A 22,636-nucleotide genomic window follows, 5' to 3' on the forward strand; every position below is an offset into this window, starting at 1 on the left:
CCATGAACAGCGTTCACTTCACGCTAGCTGCTGACGACCGCCCGGTCGAGCATGCAGAGGCCCCAACCGGCCCGGCCTGCATTGTCAATGCAATATCACTGGCCTTCGCCCGCGCCATGTCCGACAATCGCGACCCGAATGTGTTGCCGACAGGAGCGGCCATGGTCCTCGATGAAGCGTGGAATCACGCATTTCTCGAACTGGACATTCCCGACGATGCGTCCCGCCGCGGGCTGATCGCCAGCGCCGATGTCCGCCTGTTCGATCCGAATACGACGATCATCGCGCAGGATGACAATGACGATTTCGTCTACCTCCTGCTGGAAGGGTCGGCGCGCGTCGTGCTTCTCTCGGAAAGCGGGCAGGAAATCTGGATCGACGCTTTCGGTGCCGGGGCCGTCTTCGGCGAACTCGCCACGCTGACGGGCCAGCCTCGCACGACCGAGATCATTGCCGAAACCGAGTGCCGTCTCGCCTGCTATAACGGGACCACCTTCACGGCCCTGATGAATATGCACGGACCGATCGCCCTGTCCGTCGCCCGGCTCCTGGCCCGGCGCATCAATCACACCACCCAGCGCATGTTCGAACTGTCTGCCATGTCGGCCACCGGCCGCGTCTATGCCGAGCTGCTGCGCATGTCGGCTCCGGCCGGCTCGCTGGGTCCCGCCCGGCAGGTCCGCCCCGCCCCGTCCATGATCGAGCTGGCCCGCCGCGTGAACACGACGCGGGAAACCGCGTCCCGGACGGTCAATGCCCTGGAACGGCAGGGACTGTTGCGGCGAAGCGAAAGCGCGCTCGAACTGGTCGATCCCGAACTGCTGCAAAGGATGGCGGTCTCAAGCTGAGCCCGGCGTACTATCCATCTGCGAGCCCGGCGCCACGGCGCGCAGGGCATAGAGCGGCAGTTCGGGGATCAACGGGTCCACCTCCATCCGGCCGAGATACTCACACCGGAAACGGCTTTCCGACGACATGGCGAGAACCGCGGCGAACGGCTCGCTGACGCAGACGGCACCGGGCAGGGAGGCCTGCTCGATCCGTGCCGCGATGGCAACCTGTCCGCCGAAAGGCGCGCGGCGCTTCTGGAGCGGGTCGGTGCCGATGTGGACCGGGCCGTAATGACCGGCGATCCGAAGTCCCAGCGTGTCCGGCAGGGCCAGGGCTTCCATGTCGACCTCCTCGAACACCTTGCGCAATTCCGTCGCCGCATCGGCCGCCGCCTCGACGCGATCGAAAACGAGGAACATGCCGTCCCCCCAGCTGTCGGAATATAGCGCCGGGACCTCAAGGGCCTCGCAGCAGGCGGCGAGCGCCCCGAGCACATGGTTCACGAAGCTGGCGATCCGGTCGTCGGGCACACGGGACGACCCGCGAACATCGAGAAACAGCATGGCCCGCATGGCCGGTTCGAAACCGTCCCCGTCCGGGCGCGGCGGCGTGTCAGCCGGTCCGGTCGCGTCGGGACGGGAGAAGGGAATGATCCGCTGTTCCAGCCCGGCGGCCGCCCAGGCCCGGGCGTCATGACCGGTCCCCGACGTCGCCGTATCGCCCTGCCCGTCATAGAGAAGTATCTGCCGCGGAGAGGTTACCAGGACTTCGGCCCGCATCCGCGCCAGCCCCATGGCGACAGCGCTCGCATGATTGAGATTGAGCTCCGACACGATCCGCCGCTCGGTCGTCGCTTCCTTGATGTCCGAAGCCGCGTCGAGACAGGCCTCGCAGCGCCTCAGCCAGTCGTCGCCATAGGGCCGGACCGACGTATCGATGAAAGCCTGCGCGGGAACGGGCAGGACGACGGCGAGATCGCAGCCCGCCCGCAAGGCCGCCTCGGCGATCATGATATCCGCGCCGGCCGCGACCGCACCATAGACCGAGCCGATCCTGTCCTCGGCGATCACGCGGTCGAGCATGTCCGCCAGGGAGGCTTCGGCCGCGGGGTCGAGCGCGCCCGGTCCGTCGCCGAGAGGGAAGATATGACCGGCGAAATGCGCCGGCCGCGGCGGGGCGCGCGTTTCCAGCCAGGGCGCGGAGACTCCTCTTGCAGACGCCACGAGTCGCAGCTGGCGCAGCGTGGTCGCATGGGCGAGGTGATTTTGCGGATCGCGCTCCATCGCCGCACGCAACGCCATGTTCGCCGCACCGGAATTTCCCAGCAGGAGGTAGGCTTCCGCCCGTGAAGCCAGCTGGTAATAGGCCGCTTCTGCGTCCTCCGGCGGCGCGGCCTCGCTGATGGCGAGGACCTGGCGCGCATAATCGGCCGCGAGCGCCGCGTCGCCGGCCAGCAGATACATGCTGGCGGCATTGATTCCGGTATAATGGCCGCGCGTCTGAGCGAAGACCTCGCCATAACAGCTTGCCGCATTCCGGGCCTTGCCGGCGAATTCGGACGGCGAGGCTTCCATCGCGAACGCCTTGAGCAGGCGCGCGCCGAGTGCGAGGCAATCCTCGTCGTGCCGGGCCTCGCCGAGGCGGAAAGCACGGTATTCCTGCTCGGCCCGCTCCAGGGCCCCCGAGCGGATCAGGCAGAGGACGGAGCGGTGGCGCAGCCAGAGATCGTCCGGCCGCCGTGACAGCTCGACCTGGCAAAGATCGTAGGCACGAGCGAGATCGCCACGGTTGAAGCGGTCCAGAATGACATCACGTGCGGTCATTCAGAAGTGTTGCCACAATGCCCGCCGGGGCGCATCCCTGTTCGCAGCCGAAAAGAGCAGCAGACCGCAACGCACTCCGGATCAGGCCGTACGCAGCTTGCCCCCCGCTGGAACCGGGGGGCAAGGCAGGTGTCACTCGGGACGACGTCGATCAGGGATCGATATCCACCTGGGGGTCGATGATCAGCCGGGTGGATTGCAGGCCGGCTTCCTGGGAAACCCGGATAAAGAGCGCGAAGTCATAGACACCCTTCACGGCCGGCGTCGCCTGGGCGAGAAGCTGGAAGCTGTAGGGCTGCTTGCTCACGCCGTCGAGGGTCAGCCATTGCAGGCCGCAGAAAGCCCCGGGCGGGAAGCTGGACTTGAACTTGACACGCGCCTCTTCAAAGCCCCAGCCCGGCGAGTGAACATGAAAGACCATGCGGGTCGGCTTGGTGACCTTCTGATCGAAGGGCGACGGCATGACGTCGCCTGCGGCGGTCCAGGATCCGGACAATGCCGACATCACGGCCGTCCGGATCGTGGCGGCATCCTCGCCGGCAAACTGGGCGACGACGCTCGCAAACGTCACGAAAATGTCGGAGAGGTCCTCGTCGGTGAACGGATCACGCCCGAGATCGCTGCCGGTGGCGACGACGAACCCGTCGCTCGCATCCGCGATCAGGCTGACTTGCGTACAGGAATACTCGAAACCACACGGATTGGTCAGCTCCGACTGTACAAGCGTACCGTCGAAGGAATCACGATCTACGCCAGGCATGGCTGCCCCCCTTGGATTTTGATGAACAAGGCGGCCCCGAACTCGGCCGCGTGACCGACTTCCACCCTACCCTAACGATGCATCATTCCGCCACCGCCATTTCCTGTTGAATTTGCGACCGGGCCCGCAGGTACTCGCTCGTCGCACCGGCGCTCAGCCGGTCGGCGATCGGCGTCAGCGTCTCGACCAGCATGCGCCGGGCCTCGGCCGCCGCAGCGGCATCCCCCTGCTCGTCATAGATGGCGGCCAGCGTCGTGCTCCCGGCGGCGTAGAGATAGGGTCCCCGCACAAGGTCGTCCTGCCAGTTCCCGACATTGTTCAGCGCGCCGAACAGATGATCCAGCGCGGTGTGAGCCGAGTCGAGATCGCCCATGGCGACGAAGAGCCTAGCTTCGATCAGCAGGGCGTGAATGCGGGTCTCGTCATAGCGTGCCCCCTCCGCGCGCTGCCAGGACTCGTGCGTCATGAAGGCCGTTGCGTCGAAATAAGCCTGACGGGCCGCTTGCGTATTTCCGGCAAGCAATTGCGCCTGCGCCAGCCAGAGCCGCTGACGAACCGCAACGACGCGCCAGTTCAGATTGGTCTCGTCGTGCTGGATCAGGGCATCGGCCTCGTAGGATGCGACTTCGAGGATTTCCAGCGCGGAGCGGAGGTCCCCGGCGGAACTGTCCGCGCCTTCGGAAATGAGCAGACGCGCGAGGGCGTATTCGGCCGCCATGGCGCTGCGGCGGACATGCCAGTTGTTTTCTCCGGCAAGCCCGAGATCATAAATCCGGATCTGCTCGCGCACCGCCGCGATCGCGGCGTCCCGGTCGCCGATATACTCATTGATGCGAACCATCCAGGCCCAGCCGGTCGCCAGATCGATCCAGGCCTGCGGCGGCGCGCCGTCACGCTCGGCCAGCGCCTGAAACATCTCGACGGAGCGGCTCTTGGAGTCGTGCGCTTCCTGCCAGCGGCGCTGACCGGCATAAAGCGTACCCAGATTGGACATCGCATAGGCGGCTTCGGTCCGGTATTCGACATTGTCGGGTTCCAGCTCGACGAGCCGCTGCGACAGGTCGCGATATTCGATGAAACGCGCTTCGGCGAGGTCGAGGTCCTCGCGGGTCAGGGCGAAATAGCCGACCCAATAGGCGCTCTGCGAATGCTCGTAGATGCGCGCCGGCGATTGCGGATCGACCGCCAGAATCCGGCTGGTCGCCTCATAGGCGGTGGTGAAGTGCCGATAGGCCCCGTCCAGATCGCCGCTCGCGGAATCGATCTCGCCGAGCAGATGAAACGCCGTGGCACGGCGCCCCAGATCGTCGTCCGACATCTGGGAGCGGTTCTGGCTGTCATAGTATTCGATGACCTTTTCGCCGACGGCATCGAGCACATCCAGGCGGCCAACGGGTTCAAGTCGCGTGCGCAGATCGTTCAACATGAATTCAATCAGATCCTCTGCCTCGGCCTTGCGCCGTTCGGCTTCGGATTGCGCCGAAACTGCGAACAGCGTCAGTCCTGCCATGAATACAGAGATCAGAACCGAAACGACTGTGACGGCAGTCACGCGCCGCTGACGTCTTTGAAGATCGCGCTGGATGAGCTGGTCCAGGCTCAGCCCGAGCAGTCCCGCGACCAGCTTGAGCAGAGCCATGCGGCGCCCGTCTCCGGAACGGCGCATGTCCGCAGCCACCGGCTCGACCGCCGCACCGCTTTCGCCCGGCTCGAGCAGGGCGGGCGGGAAGCATTCCTGTTCCGGGGGCAAGCCGGTTGTTTCCGCTTCGGGCTCGCCGTCCACGATCGCAGCGAGGATATCGCCATCCGGATTGACCTCGCGGAAGACCCGGATTTCCTCGTTGACCCAGCGCGAAGCTGCGGCGGCGGGCGAACAGACCACGATCAGCGTATCGCTCTGGCCGAGCGCCGTACGGACGGATTGTGACAGATCGCCCGATGCGGGCAGATCGTCCCGGTCGCGGAAAATCGGCGTCAGGCGCCGGGGCACCGGCCCCTTCGCCGTCTCCTTGCCGACCAGGCGCCCGGGCAGGCGATAGGTTTCCAGGGCGCGATGCAGCCAGTGCGCATCGCGCGCATCGTCATGGCTGTAGCTGATAAATGCGCGATACCGAGTACTGGCCGCCATCCTTCCCTCCCCACACCTTGACGGCATCTTCAGGCGATTGCCGGCAAGGCGCAAGGCAGCGCCCGGAATATCCCTAACCAATCAACGGGATCGCAAACGGCTAATACGGCATTGCCTGCCAGAGACGAGGACGTGCGACGAAAACGTGAGACGAGGACGGGGCAATGTCTGGGAGAGAATAGTGGCGGGATGTGAAAGTAGAGTTGGGGCTCCACCTTGGGCAAGTCATCACATCCCGCCGAGCCCCCGGGCCGGAGGGACCGGTATCCGGGAGGAGTTTGGGGCCATCCATCGGATGGTGAGTCCGGGATATCAGAGCTGATCGGGACAGACCGTGACAGCGATCACACCGGCCGCGATTAATCGGCGCCATCAGGATCCACAGCCGGCGGCGCCGAACGAATAGCCAGTTCCGACGCCTCGATCGTGATCCCGCCAAAGCCGGCGCGGGTGAAAATCCGCACGGGCAGGTGTACGCCCGCCTCCGGGAATTCGGCCAGCCAGACCTCGAGCGGATGACGCAGCTCGCTTTCGCTCGGATAATCCTCCGGATCATAGCCGGAAACGGGCTCGTACCAGGCCCGGCATAACCGCGCCTCTCCGCGCCAGGCGCGCGTGCGTATACGCTCGGCGCCTCCGTCCTCCAGGCGCAGATCATATCGCTGCTTGCCGTCGAAAACCGATAACCGGCCAACGCATCCGGCCTCGCCATTGGCGGCGACCAGGCGGGAGAGCTCGAAGAAGGCTGTCATCGGGTCGATCACGCCGGTGCGTTCTTCCGCGCTCGCCGGCGGCTGACCGAGGGAGCCGAAGGGCGGCTCCGCCACAGCCTGCGCCACGCCGGTCCCGAAATCCACCGATACGGAGCGGACCTTGTCGCCGGTACGCTCGACATGGGCGTAGCGCAGCGGCCCCTCCCCGGGCCGGCCGCGCACCTCAGAGCGGATATCGAAATCGGTAAAGAGCGCCGCCAGCCCCACCGCCGTCACGCGGCTCTGCGCTGCGTAGCGCTCGGCCCCGAAGACTGCCTCCAGCTCGATCTCTCCGACGCGGAAGATCAGCACGGAGCTCGCATAGCGCGCCTCCACTTCGACGCCCGCACGAGGTTCCGCATCGAGCGGGGCCTCATCCGCCTGCGCAGACCGGGCCGGCAGCACGGCCAGCACCGGAAGGCAACACAGGATGACGGCAAACGAACGGAAACGCATGAAGACCTCTTGGCTGGCGGAAAGCATGCGACCGGCTGTCCGCCATGGCAATCCGGGACCTGCGCGCTTTCGGCGCATCGCCCTTCCGCCTACGGCGCGTTAGGGACAGAAGACCTTCGAAATCCGGACTGCCCCGACCATGCCAGACGCTGCCGCCCAGCCCCGCTTTCTCTCCCGCTTCGCCCTAGAGGCGGTGCCGCGATACACCTCCTATCCGCCCGCGACCGCATTCAGCGATACCGTCGACGGGTCCGACTGGGCGAGCTGGATGACGCAGCAGCCCGCAAACCCCGCCCTGTCGCTCTATGTCCATATCCCCTTCTGCCGCGTGATGTGCTGGTATTGCGGCTGCAACACGACCATCCCCAATCGCGACAGCCGGGTGGCGCGCTATCTCGACGGCCTCGCCCGCGAGATCGAGGCACGCGCGGCCGAAGCACCTGCGGACGGAGGTGTGCGTCATGTCCATTTCGGCGGCGGCTCGCCGGACATGCTCAGCCCTGCCCGTTTCGGCGCCATTATGGACCAGCTGCGCAAGCGGTTCCCCTTCGCAGAGGACGCGGAGATCGCCGTCGAACTCGATCCGCGCGGCGTCACCCCGGAGCTGGCCGCTGCGCTGTCCGCGAACGGCGTGAACCGCGTCAGCCTCGGCGTGCAGGACGTGTCCGAGGAGGTGCAGACGCTCATCCACCGCATCCAGCCCGCCGACCAGGTCGCCGCCGCCGCGGCCGAACTGCGTGCGGCCGGGATCGCGGCGATCAATATGGACATCATGTACGGCCTGCCCGCCCAGACCATCGAGCGCGTCGAGGCGACGGCCCGCGCCGTCGCGGACATGGGTGCCGACCGCATCTCGGTCTTCGGCTATGCCCACGTCCCCTGGTTCAAGAAACATCAGAAAGCCATTCCCGAGAACCGGTTGCCGGGCGCGCAGGAACGCTTCGAGCAGATGCTCGCCGCGGCCCGCCTGCTGACGGAGCTGGGTTATGAGGGTATCGGGTTCGACCATTTCGCCCGCCCCGACGACCCGCTGGCGCAAGCCGCGCGCGACGGGACGATCCGGCGCAATTTCCAGGGCTATACCAACGACCCCTATGATGTACTCATCGGTCTCGGCGCCTCCTCCATCTCGGAATGCGCCCAGGGTTACGTCCAGAACATCACCGACCCCGCCCGGTATGCCGAGGCGATCGAGACCGGGGACACAGCGCTGGTCAGGGGCGTCGGCCGTGACGCAGAAACGCGGGCGGACGGTGCGCAGATCGACGCCCTTCTCTGCCGCTTCGCCGTCCAGATCGACCCCGCCCGCCATGCCGGACCGCTCGCGGACGTGATCGCGGCTGGCCTGGCGCGGATCGAGGGCGACCGTCTGATCGTGACCGATGCCGGAAAACCCTATGTGCGCAATATCGCCGCGCGTATCGACCCGGCTTTCGAACCGGCTGCCCAGCGCCACAGCCGGGCCGTCTGAACGCCATCGGACGGCCATAATAGTGCGGGACAGCTCTCGCCGCCCCGCCTATAAGGGGTTGCAGAGCATCGGTGCACCAGCGTGAGACCCGTCCTTTTTCCAGTTTGGCTTTGCCTGCTAGCCGCTTCCGGCCTGGTCGCGGGACCGGTGGCGGCGCAGCCGCTGGCGCGCGTGGAAGGGGTGAACGACCCCGAATTGCGCGCCGCCATCGAAGCCGTGATCGGCGAGCGGGCATCGGAGGGAAATGGCGCCTCCAGCGATCTGCGCGACGCCCGGACCGCCGCCAGCCGGGCGCGCCGCCTTTTGCGATCGCGCGGCTATTACGGATTGCGGGTCGACCCGCTGCTCGATCCGGCCACCGGCGCCATCATCCGGGTATCGCCCGGACCTGTTTTCACCATCGGGGAGATCGCCGTCGATACAGGGACCGATGCGGACTCGCTGGAGACGGCACGCAGCGCGCTTGCGCTCGCACCCGGTGCGCCCCTGCGTGCCCAGGCCGTCATCGATGCCGAGGCGCGGGGGCTCGACGCCCTGCAGACCTCCGGCTGGCCCGATGCCGCGCTCGGCGAGCGGCGCGTCATTGTCGATCACGCCTCGACCACCGGCTCGGTCCGGTTCCGCTATGCGCCCGGCGCATTCACGACCTATGGTCAGGTCCGGGTCGCGGCAGGGGACTGGCATCCCCCCTTCATCGCCCGCATCTCGCCGCTGGAAACCGGGACACCTGCCAGCCGGGAAGACATGCTGGAATACCAGCGCCGCCTGGATGCACTGGAAAGCGTGCGCACCGCACGCGTGACGCTCGGCGATCCCGGCGATGACGGTCAGCGGCCGGTCGAGGTGGAGCTGGAGCCCGCCGCGCGCCATACCATCGAGACAGGCCTGAACTATTCGACCAGCGAGGGCCCGGGCGCCGATATCAGCTGGACGCGCCGCAATCTTTTCGGCAGCGACGAGACCCTCATCGTCGATGCCCGCCTCGCCACGCTGAACACCTCGCTGTCCGCGCAGATCTCGCGGCCGCACTGGCGCCGCTTCGACCAGACGCTTTTCGTCCAGGCGGGTATCGCCCAGGAGAATACGGACGCCTATGAGCAGGACGAGATCGCCGTCTCCGCCGAGATCAATCGCCGCGTCGGCGAGCGGCGGCGCTATGGCGCCGGCACGCGCCTCGACGCTTCCCGGTTGCGCGATGCCAGTGGCGAACGCGACTTCCTGACGTCCGCGCTCGATCTCGTCGCGAGTTATGATTCCCGCACCACGCCGCTCGACCCGTCCGACGGGATTCGCGCCTCGGCCACGGTGAGCCCGACCGCCGTTTTCGGCGATGAGAGCGGCCAGTATCTCCGCGCCGAAGTGAGCGCGAGCGCCTATCAGCCGCTTGGCGACGACCTGGTCGCAGCCATGCGCGTGCGCGCCGGCTCGCTCGTCGGCGCCTCGGCCATCGACCTGCCCGCCGACGAACGCTTCTTCGCGGGCGGCGGCGGATCGGCCCGGGGTTTCGAATATCAGTCCATCGGACCGCTCGGCCCCAGCGGTGCGCCGCTGGGCGGCCTTTCGGTGGCGGAGATCAGTACGGAACTGCGCTGGCGCGTGAACCGTCGGTGGGGCGCCGTCGCCTTCGTCGATTCCGCGACGGCCTCGGCGGAACGTACGCCCGACTGGTCGGAGATGCGCTCGGCCTTCGGCCTCGGGGCCCGCTATTATTTCGACTTCGCACCGGTCCGTATCGATCTCGCCACGCCGCTGGACCGTCGCGACGGCGAAGCCCCCGTCCAGGTCTATGTCAGTATCGGACAGGCTTTCTGACCATGATCGCGCGGACGCACATACTGCGCTGGGCACGCCGGGCGGGATTTGCATTCGCGGGACTTCTCGTCCTGCTGCTCTTCGCGCGCCTGGCCGCCATGACCCCGCCCGGGCACTGGCTGGCACGCACGATCCTGGAAGGGCGCACATTCGGCAATGCCGGTCAGGCCGAGATCGAGGGCCTGCGGGGCGATCTTCTCTCAGGCCTCCAAATCGAACGGCTCCGTCTCGTCGACGCTCAGGGGCTCTGGCTCGAGGCGGACGACGTCGAGCTGGACTGGCATGGCCGCACATTGCTCTTCGGCCCCCTCAGGATCGACCGCGCACAGGCGGCACGCCTCGCCATCCTGCGCCGGCCGGGCGGAACGGACGTTCCGGACACCACGCCGTCAAGCGCTCGCGACGAAGCCGTCGGGCTTCCGGGTCTGGCGATCGAGCATGTCGCCATCGCCGCGATCGATGTGTCGGAAGGCGTGATCGGCCCGGCCGGCACATATGCCCTCGAGGGACATCTCAGCTGGCTCGCTCCGGGCCGGAACACGCTCGCCATGACCCTGGTCTCCACCGACAGCGATTCCGACCGCCTGGACGCCCGCTTCAGCGATGGCGACGGTCAGCTGGCGGGCCGGATAACTGCGAGCGGAGACGCACAGGGCCTGCTCGCCAGTCTTGTCCGGCTGCCTGATGAAGACGTGGAGATCGAAGCTGGTCTTGCCGGCACGCCCGCAGAGGGCAACGGGCAGTTCATGCTTCGCAGCGGGGGCCAGGAACGGGCGGCCGGCGAGGGAGAATGGTCGAACGGCCAGTGGCAGCTTCGCGCCGATGCGGACATCAATCACTGGCGCCTCCTGCCGGACGCGCTGCAACCCCTCGCGGAAGCTGGGCATCTCGACGCCCGGGGCGAGACCGGGGCGATGTCAGGGACAAGAACCGGGACAGGCCTGCAGCTGACCCGGCTTTCGGTCGAAAGCCGCGGCGGGCGCCTGGAAATGCGCGCGCAGAACGCCCCCGGCTGGCAGGCCGAGCTTGAGCTCGATCCGGCCGTCCTGGAGGAATTGAGCGGCGCACTCATCGCGCTCGGCGCCGCCCGCTGGTCCGGAACGATCCGGCGCGATGCCGGACTGGATCTGACCGGCGCACTCGTGCTGGAGGATATGGCCGCGGGCGGAGTGACCAGTCCGCGCCTTGCCGGCCCCTTCGCCCTCTCCCGCATCACCGGCGGTTATTCGGTCGAGACGGAACTGGACATCACCGCTCCGCAGACCGGACAGGCGGACACGGACCTCCTGCTCGGCGATACGGCCCGGCTCACCACGCGCCTCGCCTGGCTTTCCGCGGCCCGGACCCTGCGCATTGACGGGCTGGACCTGCAGGCGGACGCCGTCACGCTGAACGCCAGCGGGCAATGGGATATGCGCACAGGCATTCCGCTTCTGACCGGCGAGCTCGCACTGCAGGATCTGGCGCTCGTCACCGACATGGCGCAGGGACCGGCCCGCCTGACCGCCCGCACCGACGGCCCTGACCGTATCGAGGCCCGTCTCGATGCGCAGGAGACTGTCTGGTCCGGCCCGCTCGGTTCGACACTCTCCGGACTGAGCGCAACGGCCAGCCTGGAGCGGGGCGAGGGTCATTGGCGGGCCCGCGAGCTCGCCGCCGACGCCACGGGGCTCCGGCTCGAGGCGAACGGCGAATTCGTCACCGCGTCGGACTGGCGGCTGAACGGCAATCTCGCACTGCTCGGCGCACTGCCGGTCACCGCGCTGGAAATCGGCGGCGGCGTGGCGACCGCCTTCGAAAGCGAGGCCGGAGACGAGGGCATCAGCCTGCGCACAACCACCTCCACGGACCGCCTTGGTGCCGGTCCGGTGGGTCTCGCACGCCCCCGTCTCAATGCCGACACTCGGATCAACGAGGGCGCAATCCGCAGCGACTGGACGCTCGAGGCCTTCCATGAGGGCGATGCCGTCCGGCTCAACGGACGCCTCGACCACCGCGGCGGCAGGCTCGAAATCTCCGTTCCCGAGGGCCGTATCGGCCGTTCCGGCCTCGACGCCCGTCTCGTCCGGGACGACAGATCGCTGAATGTCGAAATCGGCATTGCCGACGGAGACAGGCCGGTCCTCGATGCCAGCTTTACTGCGCCCCGCTCCGACCTGATGGCCGGCGAGCTGACCGCCCGTCTTCGCCTCGCCGACCGCCTGCGCGGCAATGCCTATCTGGAAAATGCCCGCCTGGACCTGGACGGTCCCCTGTCCGGCATGACCCTGCACGCATCGGCCGCGGGCCGCCTGTCCAGCCGCGTCGATCTGGTGGGTAGCGGCCATGTCTCCGTCGCGCGGGACGGGGTCGAGGCACGCTTCAGCCCGGCGGGAAAGTGGAGCATTCACGACTGGCGCTCGAGCGAGCCGGTCGAAATCAGCGCCGGTTCGGACGGCGTGCATGCCTCCGGCGCGCTGACGATGGATGGCGGCGAGTTTTACGTCCTGTACGACAGCGTCGCGGAAACGCCCCGCGCCGAATTCCGGGTCAGCGCCCTGCCGGCGAGCCTGGCCTCCGATATCGCCCGTCTGCCCCTCCTGCGCGGCGCGCTGACGGGCGAGGGCCGCTTCGAGCTGGCCGATGGAAACTGGACCGGACGCGCACGCATGGACGGCACCGGGCTGGCCGATATCGACCGGCCGGATATGGAAACGCTGACGCTCGGCCTGACGCTGGATCTCGATGCGGATGCGGCCGTCGCCGCTCTTGTCGCGAGCGGCGGCGGACTCGAAGCGGAGGGCCATATCCGGCGCGCAGGACCGACCGGCAGCCTCACTGCCATCGCCGGTCCCGAAGGCGCCGCGATCGAAGGCCGTTTCACAGCGAACGGAGACGCCACCTCGCTCGGCAGCCTCCTGCTGCCGGTGGAAACGCGCATGGAATCGGGTCGTGTCGAGTCCCGTATTCTAGTGGGCGGCACACGCGCATCGCCGAGTATCGAGGGTCATCTCTCCGTCCGGGACGGGCATGTCGTCGCGGAAACCTCCGGCAGCGTGATCGCCGGCCTCGCCATCGATGCCGAGCTGGACGAAGAGAGCCTGAGCGTGGTGCGTTTCGAAGCGACGGATGATCGCGACGGCCGGATCAGCGGCGAAGGCGAATGGCGGCTGGACGGCAACGGCCGCGACGGCCGCGGGCGACTGGAATTCGACCGCTTCGTCGCAGCCCACCGCCCTGACCTGACCCTTCAGGCGACCGGCCATGCCGATCTGCGCCTGGATGCGGAGGGCCTTGGCATCAGCGGAGAAACCGATCTCGTGCAATTGCGCATCCGCCCGGCCCTGAATGGCGCCAGCTCGATCCCGGATCTCGATGTCGAAGAGATCAACCTGCCCAAGGGTCGGCAGAGCGAACGCCGCGAAACCCTGCCGATCCGGCTCGATTACCGGGTTCGCGCGGATGACGGCATTCATGTCAATTCGCGTGCCTTTGCCACCGAGTGGGGCCTGGACCTGCAGGTCACGGGGCCGTCCGGGAAGCCCTCTCTTCATGGTTCCGCCGACCTGCTCAACGGGTCGGCCTTCGTCTTCTCCCGTCGCTTCACGATGGAAGATGGCAGCGTCACTTTCGATGGCGCGCCCGACGATGCCCGCCTTGATCTCACGGCTGTCCACCGGCGAACCGGATTTGCCGCTACGGCCCGCCTGACCGGACGCGCCAATGCGCCGACCGTCACCCTGTCGAGCGACCCGTCTCTGCCGGAGGACGAGATCCTGTCGCGGCTCCTCTTCGACCAGTCCGTCAGCCAGCTGGGAGCTCTGGAGGCCGCACAACTGGCCGCGCAGCTCTCCGGACAGGACGTGCTCGACGTGGCCGGCCAGCTGCGCGATTTCACCGGGATCGACCGGCTGGACCTGTCCTCCAATGATGATGGCAGCCTGTCGGTGACGGGCGGACGCCGCATCGGCGACGATATTTATGTCGAGGTCGGATCCGCGGGCACGGCAGCGATCGACGAAGCCCTGGTGGAGTGGTCCCTGACCCCGGATCTCAGCCTGCTCTCGCGACTGCGGGCCGATACGGACGCGTCCGTCTCCCTGCGATGGCGACGCGATTACTGAATGCGCGACGCCCCACAATTCCTTGCCTCGCTTCAGGGCGCAGAGTAGCACTGAAAGACGGCGCAAGGACCTGGAAGACTTGGATTCCGGATGAAAAAACTCTTTCTTTCCATACTGAAACCCAAGGGGATCTGGGCCAGCTGGCTCGTTTTCATCCTGCTCGCCGCCATCGTCGCAGCAGGCGTGACCGGCCAGTTCGAGACCCTGCGCCAGTATCTCGACACCGAGCTTCTCACCTTCGAGGTCGGCAATACCCGCATCAGTGCCTACACCGTTCTGCGAGCCCTTCTCGTCATGGCGCTGATCTTCTGGAGCACGGCGATCCTCTCGAGCATCGTCGAGAACCGGGTGGCGAAACTGTCCAAGGTCCAGGTTGCCACGCGCACGCTCGTCACCAAGATCGTGCAGATCGCCCTCTATATCGTCGCCTTTCTCATCGCCTTCGAACTGATGGGGATCGACCTGACCACGTTGACCGTGCTCGGCGGCGCCCTCGGTATCGGTCTGGGCTTCGGTCTGCAGAAGATCGCCTCGAACTTCGTCTCTGGCCTCATCCTGCTCTTCGAGCGCTCGATGGAGACTGGCGATCTCGTCGAGCTGCCGGACGGCACGTCGGGCTTCGTGCGCAGGGCGAGCGCGCGCTACACGCTGATCGAAACGCTCGACGGGAAGGAAATCCTGATCCCGAACGAGGATTTCATCACCAATCGGGTGACCAATTGGACGCTGTCGAATACACGCGGGCGGGTGGAAATCCCGGTCGGCGTCTCCTACGGCTCGGACCTGGACAGGGCGCATGCGCTGATCCTCGAGGCCGCGCGCGAACATCCGATGTGTATCGAGGACCCGGCGCCGCAATGCTTCCTGCGCAATTTCGGCGACAGCTCGGTCGATTTCCTCCTGCTGTTCTGGGTCGCGGACGTGGCGCAGGGACGCTGGGCCCCGCAAAGCGATGTGATGTTCGCGATCTGGCGCAAATTCCGCGAAAACGGCATCGAAATCCCCTTCCCGCAACGCGACCTGCATATCCGCTCCGGCGCCGCGCAGACCGGAGATGCCGATGTCTGAGCAGAACGGCATTCTCTACGCTGCGGAGGTCCGCGGCGATGGTCACGGCGCGCTTCTGACCTCGGACGAAGCGACGCATTCGATCGCGGCCGATACGCTGGCCTGGGTCCACCTGGACGGCCGGCATCCGGAAGCCCGGCACTGGATCGAGACCGAGATCAGCTATCTCGACCCCCTCATCATCGAAGCCCTCCTCGCCGAGGAGACACGCCCCCGCATCGTCGAGTTCGACCAGGGGGCACTGCTCATCCTGCGCGGCGTCAATCTCAATGCCGACGCCGATCCCGAAGACATGGTCTCGGTCCGCCTCTGGGTGGACCGCTCGCGCATCGTCAGCGTCCAGCTGCGCAGCCTGAAGGCGGTCCGCGATATCCAGGACCGGCTCGCCAACGGCACCGGGCCGCGCAATTCCGGCGAGTTCGTCGCGGCACTGACAGGCCGTCTCTTCGAGCGCATGGAGCCCGTCATGACCGCGCTGGGCGAACAGATGGACGATCTGGAAGAAGCGGTCATGGACAATCCGTCCGTCAATGAGCGGCAAGCGATCAACGGCCTTCGCAAGCGCGCCATCATCCTGCGGCGCTATCTCGCGCCCCAGCGGGATGTGATCGGCTATCTGAGGAGCACGGAGTTTGCCTGGCTCGAAACGCCGGCGCGGCGGCGATTGCAGGAAAATCTAGACCGGATCACACGCTATCTCGAAGACCTCGACGCGATCCGCGAGCGGGGTCAGATCATCAAGGACGAACTCGCCTCGGGCCTCGCCGACCGGATGAACCGGAACCTCTACGTGCTCTCGGTCATCGCGGCCCTCTTCCTGCCGCTGGGCTTCCTGACGGGCCTGCTGGGGATCAATGTCGGCGGTATTCCCGGCACGGATTCCGGCATGGCTTTCACCATCGTCGTCGCCCTGATGGCCGGTATCGGCGTGGGTCAGGCGCTCGTCTTCCGCTGGCTGAAATGGATCTAGGCGCTGTCGGCGAGACCGCCCGAGCCTGACGCCAGAAACTCCGCAAGATCGGCGAGCGGCATCGGTCGGGCGATGTGGTAGCCCTGTGCGATATCCGCGCCCATCGTCGCGAGCGTCGCAAGAGCGGCCGCATTCTCCACGCCCTCCGCGGTCACCTTCATGCCGAGGCTGTGCGCCAGATCGATGGTCGATTTCACAAGGAGACGGTCGTCCCCCGATGCGTCGAGTTCGAGCACGAAAGCCTTGTCGATCTTGAGCTCCTGCGCCGGGATTGCCTGCAGATATGCCAGCGAGGACAGTCCGGAGCCGTAATCGTCGATGGCGATCGCGATACCCGCATCGCGCAGGATCGCGATGTTTTCCAGAGCCGCCTCCGCATTTCCGATGACCGCCGTCTCGGTGATCTCGAAGACGAGTTTCGCGCCCGCTGCCTGGACCCGCCGGACGGCGTCGCGAATGAAGCCGGCGTCCGAGATCAGCCGACCGGAGACATTGATGGCGACCGGCCAGTCATGGCCAACCTTCGCCAGCGCCGCCTGGTCGCGGATGGCCCGGTCGAGCACCCAGACGGTGAGCGGCGCGATATGGCCGGTTTCCTCGGCCATCGGGATGAAATCGTCCGGACCGATGAAGCCGCGGCTCTCGCTCTGCCAGCGTATCAGCGCTTCCGCACCGGCGACGCGACCGGCGGCGATATCGAATTTGGGCTGGTAGGCGAGGAAGATTTCGCCGGTTTCGAGCGCGGCAACGAGGTCGCCCATCAGCGAGAGGCCGGCGGTCGGGTCGCCATAGGCGGCCCGATCGAACCGCGCCAGCCGGGTTCCGGCTTCGCGGGCCTGGTCGACCGCAACGCCCGCGCATTCGATCAGGGTCAGATCCGTCCCGTCGCCGTCATGCCGTTCAGCCAGCCCGATCGTGGCATGTACATCCACGCGCTCGGCGCCGAGCAGGACCGGCTGTTCGGCCAGCTCGCCCAGTTGTCCCGTCACACGCTGCGCCTCGCGCTCGTCCTGAGCCGTGAAGACCGCACCCAGCGTATCGGTTGAAATCCGGCCCACGAAGACGCCGGGCACGCCGTCGCGAAGACGCTCGGCGAGCTGGGCGATCATCCGGGCCGAAGCGCTGTAACCGATCGCGCCGCGCACCTGGTGGAAGCGATCGATCCCGATCGCCGCGACATGGGCCTCGCCGCGCGCTGCTTCGACCGCCTCGAGCGTGTGCTCGAGCGCATGCAGATTGGGAATGCCCGTCTCGACATCGTGTCGCGCAAGATGGGTGATGCGGCGTTCGCGCGCCGAAATCTGCTGGCCCATCAGGTTGAAGCTTTCGGCCAGCCGCGCGATCTCGTCCCGCCCTTCGACCACAACTTCCGTCGTGCCGCCCTCGGCCAGTCGCCCGGCAGCTTCTTCCAGCGCCTTGATCGGACGCGTCAGGCTGCGCGCAAGCAGCCAGGTGCCCGCGACGAGAACCAGCATGCCGATCGCGCCGGCAACCGCGATCGCAGCCAGGATGGCGCGATAGGGTGCCATGGCGAGCGCGAGCGGATATTCGAGCAGGAGCGCCCAGCGCTCTCCCTCCGACAAGGCCTGCAGGGGGATGACGCTGATCAGCGCCTCACCGTCCGCGCTGGTGCCGTTCGCGGCGGGCCCGTCCGCCATGCCGTCCTCACCCAAGAGGGCTTCATAGCGTTCGATCGTCCCCTGTGCGCCGCGCCAGCCCTCGGCGTCTTCATGCCAGGCGAGCTGTGTCGACAGGGGGATGGCCGACAGCTCCGTCATGCCCCGCAAGGCGGGCGCGCCCAGCCGGTAGGCGAAGACCACCCGGCCGACCCGCATGGGAGCCCGGACCGGGCGGACGACGGCGAAATAGGGCTCGCCGCCGACCAGCATCATGCCGCCTGCGCTGTCGCGGTCGCCCAGAACCGCGTCGAAACCCTGCACCCCGACCGGCACATCGCCCGAGCCGAGGCCGACGATGCCGGCCCGCTCGTCGAGCACGAAAGCCAGGTCGAATTCATAGCGTTCCTGGAGATTGGCGAGCGCGGACTCGACCGTCGGCGCATCATTGGTCGCCACGGCCGCGCGGAAGCCGAAGTCCCGCGCGAGCAGGTCGGTGGCGTCTTCCAGCCTTTGCGAATAGAGGCCCAGAATGCGGTCGAAGACGAGACCCGTCGTCGCCATCTCGTCGCGCACGATCCCGGTCGCGGCCCGCTGGACCGTGAAGAAAGCCGTCGCCGCCACCGCGGCCAGGACGAGGCCGAAGAGGGTCGCATAGATGATTGCGAACTTTGTGCGCAGGGACCGGAACTGGATCATGGTGGAACCGCCCTAGTGCCGGTTTACGAGATCCAGAGTGACCTCGACTTGCGGCGCATCCGCGCCATCGAGGGTCACGGGAAGGGTGATCTGGTTGTCCGGTGCATCGCCGAAGGGGTGCCAGACGGTCAGCTCGGTGGCACCGTCCGGTAGCCCCTCGAGCACGGCCAGGCCGTCGGCATCGGTCCGCACCGCATACGGCGTATCGACGACGCGGATGAAGGCCAGCATGTCGTCGTGGATATTGCAGCCGAGCGGGACGATGCCGGTGCGTTCGAAGCGCACGGAGCGCTCCTCCTCGCGCCCGTAGAGTTCCAGCTCGAAGCGATTGCCGCGGGCGAAGGAATAGACGTGATGGCGCACGCGGTCCCGGTTGGGGAAGGTAACGTCGGCGCCTTCCGGCACGACCAGCACGAACGGATTGAACTGGAGATTTTCCTGCGCCATGGCGAGGTCCGTTGGGGCTGGCGGCGCGCCGTCAAAACTCCCGGGCACGGTGACCACGGCGTTGGCCACGGGCGATCCGTCCGCCGCGCGGACGGTGACCGTCAGATCGCCGGCCAGCGCCGGTGCCGACAGGATCGCGCCGGCGAGCAGGATGAGACAGGCTCTCCACATGCCGCCATCATGGCCCGATCTGGTTAGGATGAGATGAAGCCGCCCCACTAGCGCGTCACCACCTCGTCATGCATGGGGGCGAGCCGCGCCAGGAGACGGTTCTGCATGCGGAAAGGCACGCCCTCGACATCCATCGCGTCCTGGAGGTTCTCGACCAGCGCATTGAACTCGCGCGTGGTGATGCCGTGATCCTCGTGCACCGCGGCCATGGAGCGCCCAGTATAGTCGCAGGGACCGCCGAGGATGTAGCAGAACTGCTCGATCAGCGTGCGTCGCAGACGCGGCCAGTCGCTGGCGCGGAAGATACCCTCGATACGCTCGTCTGCCTGGATACCCGCGATCAGGTGGTCGACGATCCGCGCGATCCCGTCCTCTCCGTTGAAAGCCGCCAGAACAGCCGGATCGGTGATGGGTTCGGCGCCGGCATTTTCATTGCTGACCGTATAGGGGTCTACGGGCAGCTCGCCCGGCTGCTGATGCGCCGGCTGCGCCAGACCCGCCGCGGTCAGGCTGACGGCCGCGAAAGCTGCGGCCAGAATGCGTGTGGTCGTCATGATCGGCCTCCTAGAAACCGGCCTGGATGGAGAGATAGAAGCCGCGCTGGTCCTCGAAGCTCGCGATCGAGCCGAGATCGGTCCAGGCCGCCGTCAAGGTCAGGTTCTCGCCCACGGCATAGGCCGCGAACACATCCCACCAGTCGTCCTCGCGCGCGAAACCGAGATTGTCGGGTTTGAAGCGGTATTCGCCGCCAACAAGCAGGCGGCGCGTGACGAGGACGCCCGCCGAGACTTCCGCCTGCAGCGTATGACCGTCTTCGCGATCGCCGCCAAAACCCAGCAGGCCGGCCTGGTTGGCTTGCGTGGCGCGGAGGGTCGTATTCACCAGCAGGGAGTGTTCGAGGAAAAGCTTCGTCGCCGCGAGATAGACATCGAAGCCTTCGTCATCCTCGCCGCCGACCGCCGCGATGACCGCGCCCTGGTCGTTGCGTCGGTAGTTGGCACCGACGGCGATCTGCGGCATCCAGCTGTCCTGGTCGTAGACCGCATCGCCCATCAGACGCAGCTTCGCGCCGAAGACATCCTGCTCGAAAGCGAAGCCCGCACCCAGGCCGAGCGCGGCTCCGGCGTCCTGCGTGTCGAAGCGCTGGCGCGTATAGGACAGCTCGAAGCGATCGTAGAAGCCGGCCGCGATCCCGAAGGCCTCGAACCGGAAATCAGGCAGATCGACCAGCGTCGCGTGCGCCGTGCCGCCAATGCCGCGATCGGTCTCGTTGCCGGTGATCAGGGCCCAGCTGGCAAGACCGCCGCCTCCGCTCCCCTCGATCGTGCTGATGCCGCGCGTGAGGAGGAGTTTGCCGCCGATCTCGTTATCCAGCGCCGAAGCAGGCGATGCGCACAGGGCGGCGAACCCGATCAGAGCCGCAGCGCCAGTCGTTTTCGATGTCATGATTTCCCCAGTCGCTATGCGCTCACCCCGAAAGACATAGGGCGACTGGGGAAATATCTAGCTGGGCAAGCTTTATATTTGCTGAAGAGGCCCCGGCCGGACGTCAAATATTCCTGGCCAGATGATGCATCCATTGCAGGTGCCGCTCGTAGTGGCGCAGCACGTCGCGGATGATCTGGACCTTGGAATAGCCGTAGATGCAATAGTGCTGACCGCCCGCGGTAATGAAGACCTCAGCGCGCGCATACTGCTCGCTGTCATCTTCGCCTTCCTTCTCGTCGACGGCCGCCGGCACTTCCCAGTGCGGTTCCTCATAGAGCTTGCGCACGACGCCATAGACGAAATCGGGTCCCTCGCCCTGCGGCACGGTCAGTACGGCGCGACCCTTTTCGGCGGAAATCTCAGCCTCGAAACCCTGTTCCGAGAATTCGGCTTTCAGTTCCGCAAAGGCTTCCCCGACCTTTTCTTCGATAAAGGCATCGACGTCCTTGCCGATCGGTTGCGTATACATCAGCGCAAGCCGCGTCCGCCACGGCACGGCAGACCCCTCGACCGGCAATTGGGCGGCCGTCTTGACCCCGGCCCGGCGCGCGGTTTCCTTCGACCAGGCGCGGAAAAGGCCGGCGCCGGCGAGGATGATCACGAGCGTGAAGGGCAACGCCGCCGCGATCGTCGCCGATTGCAGGGCAGCCAGGCCACCGGTGACGAGCAGCACCGCGGCAACCACACCTTCCAGGATAGCCCAGAACAGGCGCTGGAAAATCGGCGGATTGAGAGACCCGCCGGATGCGAGCGTCGATTTGACCAGCGAGCCTGAGTCCGACGAGGTCACGAAGAAGGTCGCGACCAGGATGATGGCCGCCACCGAAGTGATGGAGCTCAGCGGGAGCGTATCGAGGAAGGCGAAGAGCGCGAGCTCGCTCTGCCCGTTCGAAACCGCATCGACGATGGCCTGGCCCGTGCCTTCAAGAGCAAGACGCAGGGCGCTGTCGCCATAGACTGTCATCCAGAAGAAGGTGAAAAGCGTCGGGCCGAGCAAGACGCCGAAAATGAATTCGCGGATCGTGCGGCCGCGCGAGATGCGCGCGATGAACATGCCGACGAAGGGCGACCAGGAAATCCACCAGCCCCAGTAGAAGAGCGTCCAGTCATTGACCCAGACTCCGTCGCCATAGGCGTCCACATTGAAGGTCAGGGTCGCGAGCTGATCGAGATAATCGCCGATATTCTGAACGAAGGCGCTGATCAGGAAGAGGGTCGGCCCTGCGAGCACGACGAAGATCAGAAGCGCGATGGCAAGATAGAGATTCCATTCGCTCAGGCGGCGGATGCCGGCATCCAGGCCGGCCACGACCGACAACGTCGCCATGGCCGTGATGACGGCGATGAGGATGAGCTGGATATCGGTCGAGATCGGAATATCGAACAGCGTATTCAGGCCGGCATTGATCTGCGTGACGCCGAAACCGAGCGAAGTGGCGACGCCGAACAGGGTTCCCAGCACGGCGATCGTGTCGACCGCATGGCCGATCGGGCCGTAGATACGGTCGCCGATCAGCGGATAGAGTGCCGATCGGATGGTCAGCGGCAGGCCGTGGCGATAGGTGAAATAGGCCAGGCTCAGTCCGACCACGACATAAATCCCCCAGGCATGAATGCCCCAGTGGAAATAGGTCAGTATGATCGCCTCGCGAGCCGCCTCGACGGTCGCCGGATCGCCCTCGGGCGGATAGAGATAGTGCGTGATCGGCTCGGCGACGCCGAAGAACATGAGGCCGATCCCCATGCCCGCCGAAAAGAGCATGGCGAACCAGGGCGCGAAGCCGTATTCCGGCTCGCTGTCGTCCGGCCCCAGCTTGATCCGCCCCCAGTCGGAGAAGGCCACGATCAGGGCGCCGACCAGAAAGGCGCCGACACCGACGGAATAGAGCCAGCCGGTGGATTCGGTGATCGCCACGCGGAGCTGGGTGAAAAGCTGTTCCGCGCTGTCCCCGGCCAGGATGGCATAGGCGACACCGACAAAAACCAGTATCGCGGCAGGGAAGAAGACGGCGGGTTCGATCTTTTTCATGGGATCAGTCCT

At 66.4% G+C, this 22,636-nt stretch carries 15 protein-coding genes; 6 read left to right on the forward strand and 9 right to left on the reverse strand.

Annotation, left to right across the window (positions count from 1 at the left end):
* Positions 1–2: 2 nt before the first annotated feature.
* Entirely contained in the window at positions 3–848 is an 846-nt protein-coding gene (locus tag AC13HB_RS07270) for a Crp/Fnr family transcriptional regulator (RefSeq protein WP_482949074.1), read from the forward strand.
* On the opposite strand, the gene AC13HB_RS07275 is transcribed toward AC13HB_RS07270, so the two are convergent.
* From AC13HB_RS07275 to AC13HB_RS07290, 4 genes are all read right to left on the reverse strand, one after another.
* A complete protein-coding gene (locus AC13HB_RS07275; protein WP_482949075.1) occupies positions 840–2,654 on the reverse strand; it encodes a tetratricopeptide repeat-containing protein in 1,815 nt (604 codons plus the stop codon). The genes AC13HB_RS07270 and AC13HB_RS07275 overlap by 9 nt on opposite strands.
* Before the next feature lie 151 nt (positions 2,655–2,805).
* Positions 2,806–3,414: a hypothetical protein gene (locus AC13HB_RS07280; protein ID WP_482949076.1), complete on the reverse strand. Its 609-nt coding sequence runs from the start codon at positions 3,412–3,414 to the stop codon at positions 2,806–2,808.
* 82 nt (positions 3,415–3,496) lie between these two features.
* Positions 3,497–5,542, reverse strand: coding sequence for a TIR domain-containing protein (locus tag AC13HB_RS07285; RefSeq protein ID WP_482949077.1), 2,046 nt, complete (start codon positions 5,540–5,542; stop codon positions 3,497–3,499).
* Between the two features lie 359 nt (positions 5,543–5,901).
* Positions 5,902–6,750 (reverse strand): DUF3108 domain-containing protein, encoded by an 849-nt coding sequence (locus AC13HB_RS07290; protein WP_482949078.1) that lies wholly within the window; start codon positions 6,748–6,750, stop codon positions 5,902–5,904.
* A 139-nt stretch (positions 6,751–6,889) separates the two neighbouring features.
* Between AC13HB_RS07290 and hemN the strand changes: the two genes are divergently transcribed.
* From hemN to AC13HB_RS07315, 5 genes are all read left to right on the forward strand, one after another.
* On the forward strand, positions 6,890–8,221 hold the full coding sequence (gene hemN / locus AC13HB_RS07295) for an oxygen-independent coproporphyrinogen III oxidase (RefSeq protein ID WP_482949079.1): 1,332 nt from the start codon (positions 6,890–6,892) through the stop codon (positions 8,219–8,221).
* Between the two features lie 147 nt (positions 8,222–8,368).
* On the forward strand, positions 8,369–10,033 hold the full coding sequence (locus AC13HB_RS07300; RefSeq protein WP_482949080.1) for an autotransporter assembly complex protein TamA: 1,665 nt from the start codon (positions 8,369–8,371) through the stop codon (positions 10,031–10,033).
* 2 nt (positions 10,034–10,035) lie between these two features.
* A complete protein-coding gene (locus AC13HB_RS07305; protein ID WP_482949081.1) occupies positions 10,036–14,136 on the forward strand; it encodes a translocation/assembly module TamB domain-containing protein in 4,101 nt (1,366 codons plus the stop codon).
* 90 nt (positions 14,137–14,226) lie between these two features.
* Positions 14,227–15,204, forward strand: a complete 978-nt coding sequence (locus AC13HB_RS07310) for a mechanosensitive ion channel family protein (protein WP_482949082.1) — start codon at positions 14,227–14,229, stop codon at positions 15,202–15,204.
* Positions 15,197–16,174, forward strand: coding sequence for a zinc transporter ZntB (locus AC13HB_RS07315; RefSeq protein WP_482949083.1), 978 nt, complete (start codon positions 15,197–15,199; stop codon positions 16,172–16,174). Before AC13HB_RS07310 ends, AC13HB_RS07315 begins: the two co-directional genes overlap by 8 nt.
* On the opposite strand, the gene AC13HB_RS07320 is transcribed toward AC13HB_RS07315, so the two are convergent.
* From AC13HB_RS07320 to AC13HB_RS07340, 5 genes are all read right to left on the reverse strand, one after another.
* Complete coding sequence (locus AC13HB_RS07320; RefSeq protein WP_482949084.1) at positions 16,171–18,489, reverse strand: putative bifunctional diguanylate cyclase/phosphodiesterase; 2,319 nt, start codon at positions 18,487–18,489, stop codon at positions 16,171–16,173. The two genes, AC13HB_RS07315 and AC13HB_RS07320, sit on opposite strands and share 4 nt — an antisense overlap.
* A gap of 12 nt (positions 18,490–18,501) precedes the next feature.
* Positions 18,502–19,107: a cupredoxin domain-containing protein gene (locus tag AC13HB_RS07325; protein ID WP_482949085.1), complete on the reverse strand. Its 606-nt coding sequence runs from the start codon at positions 19,105–19,107 to the stop codon at positions 18,502–18,504.
* 47 nt (positions 19,108–19,154) lie between these two features.
* Positions 19,155–19,661, reverse strand: a complete 507-nt coding sequence (locus tag AC13HB_RS07330; protein WP_482949086.1) for a group I truncated hemoglobin — start codon at positions 19,659–19,661, stop codon at positions 19,155–19,157.
* Positions 19,662–19,671: 10 nt separating this feature from the next.
* Positions 19,672–20,553 carry a DUF3034 family protein gene (locus AC13HB_RS07335; RefSeq protein WP_482949087.1) on the reverse strand — a complete coding sequence of 294 codons (882 nt, stop codon included), beginning with the start codon at positions 20,551–20,553 and terminating at the stop codon, positions 19,672–19,674.
* Positions 20,554–20,656: 103 nt separating this feature from the next.
* On the reverse strand, positions 20,657–22,624 hold the full coding sequence (locus AC13HB_RS07340) for a BCCT family transporter (protein ID WP_482949088.1): 1,968 nt from the start codon (positions 22,622–22,624) through the stop codon (positions 20,657–20,659).
* Positions 22,625–22,636: the final 12 nt, after the last annotated feature.

Source organism: Maricaulis sp. B-26, from assembly GCF_056857855.1.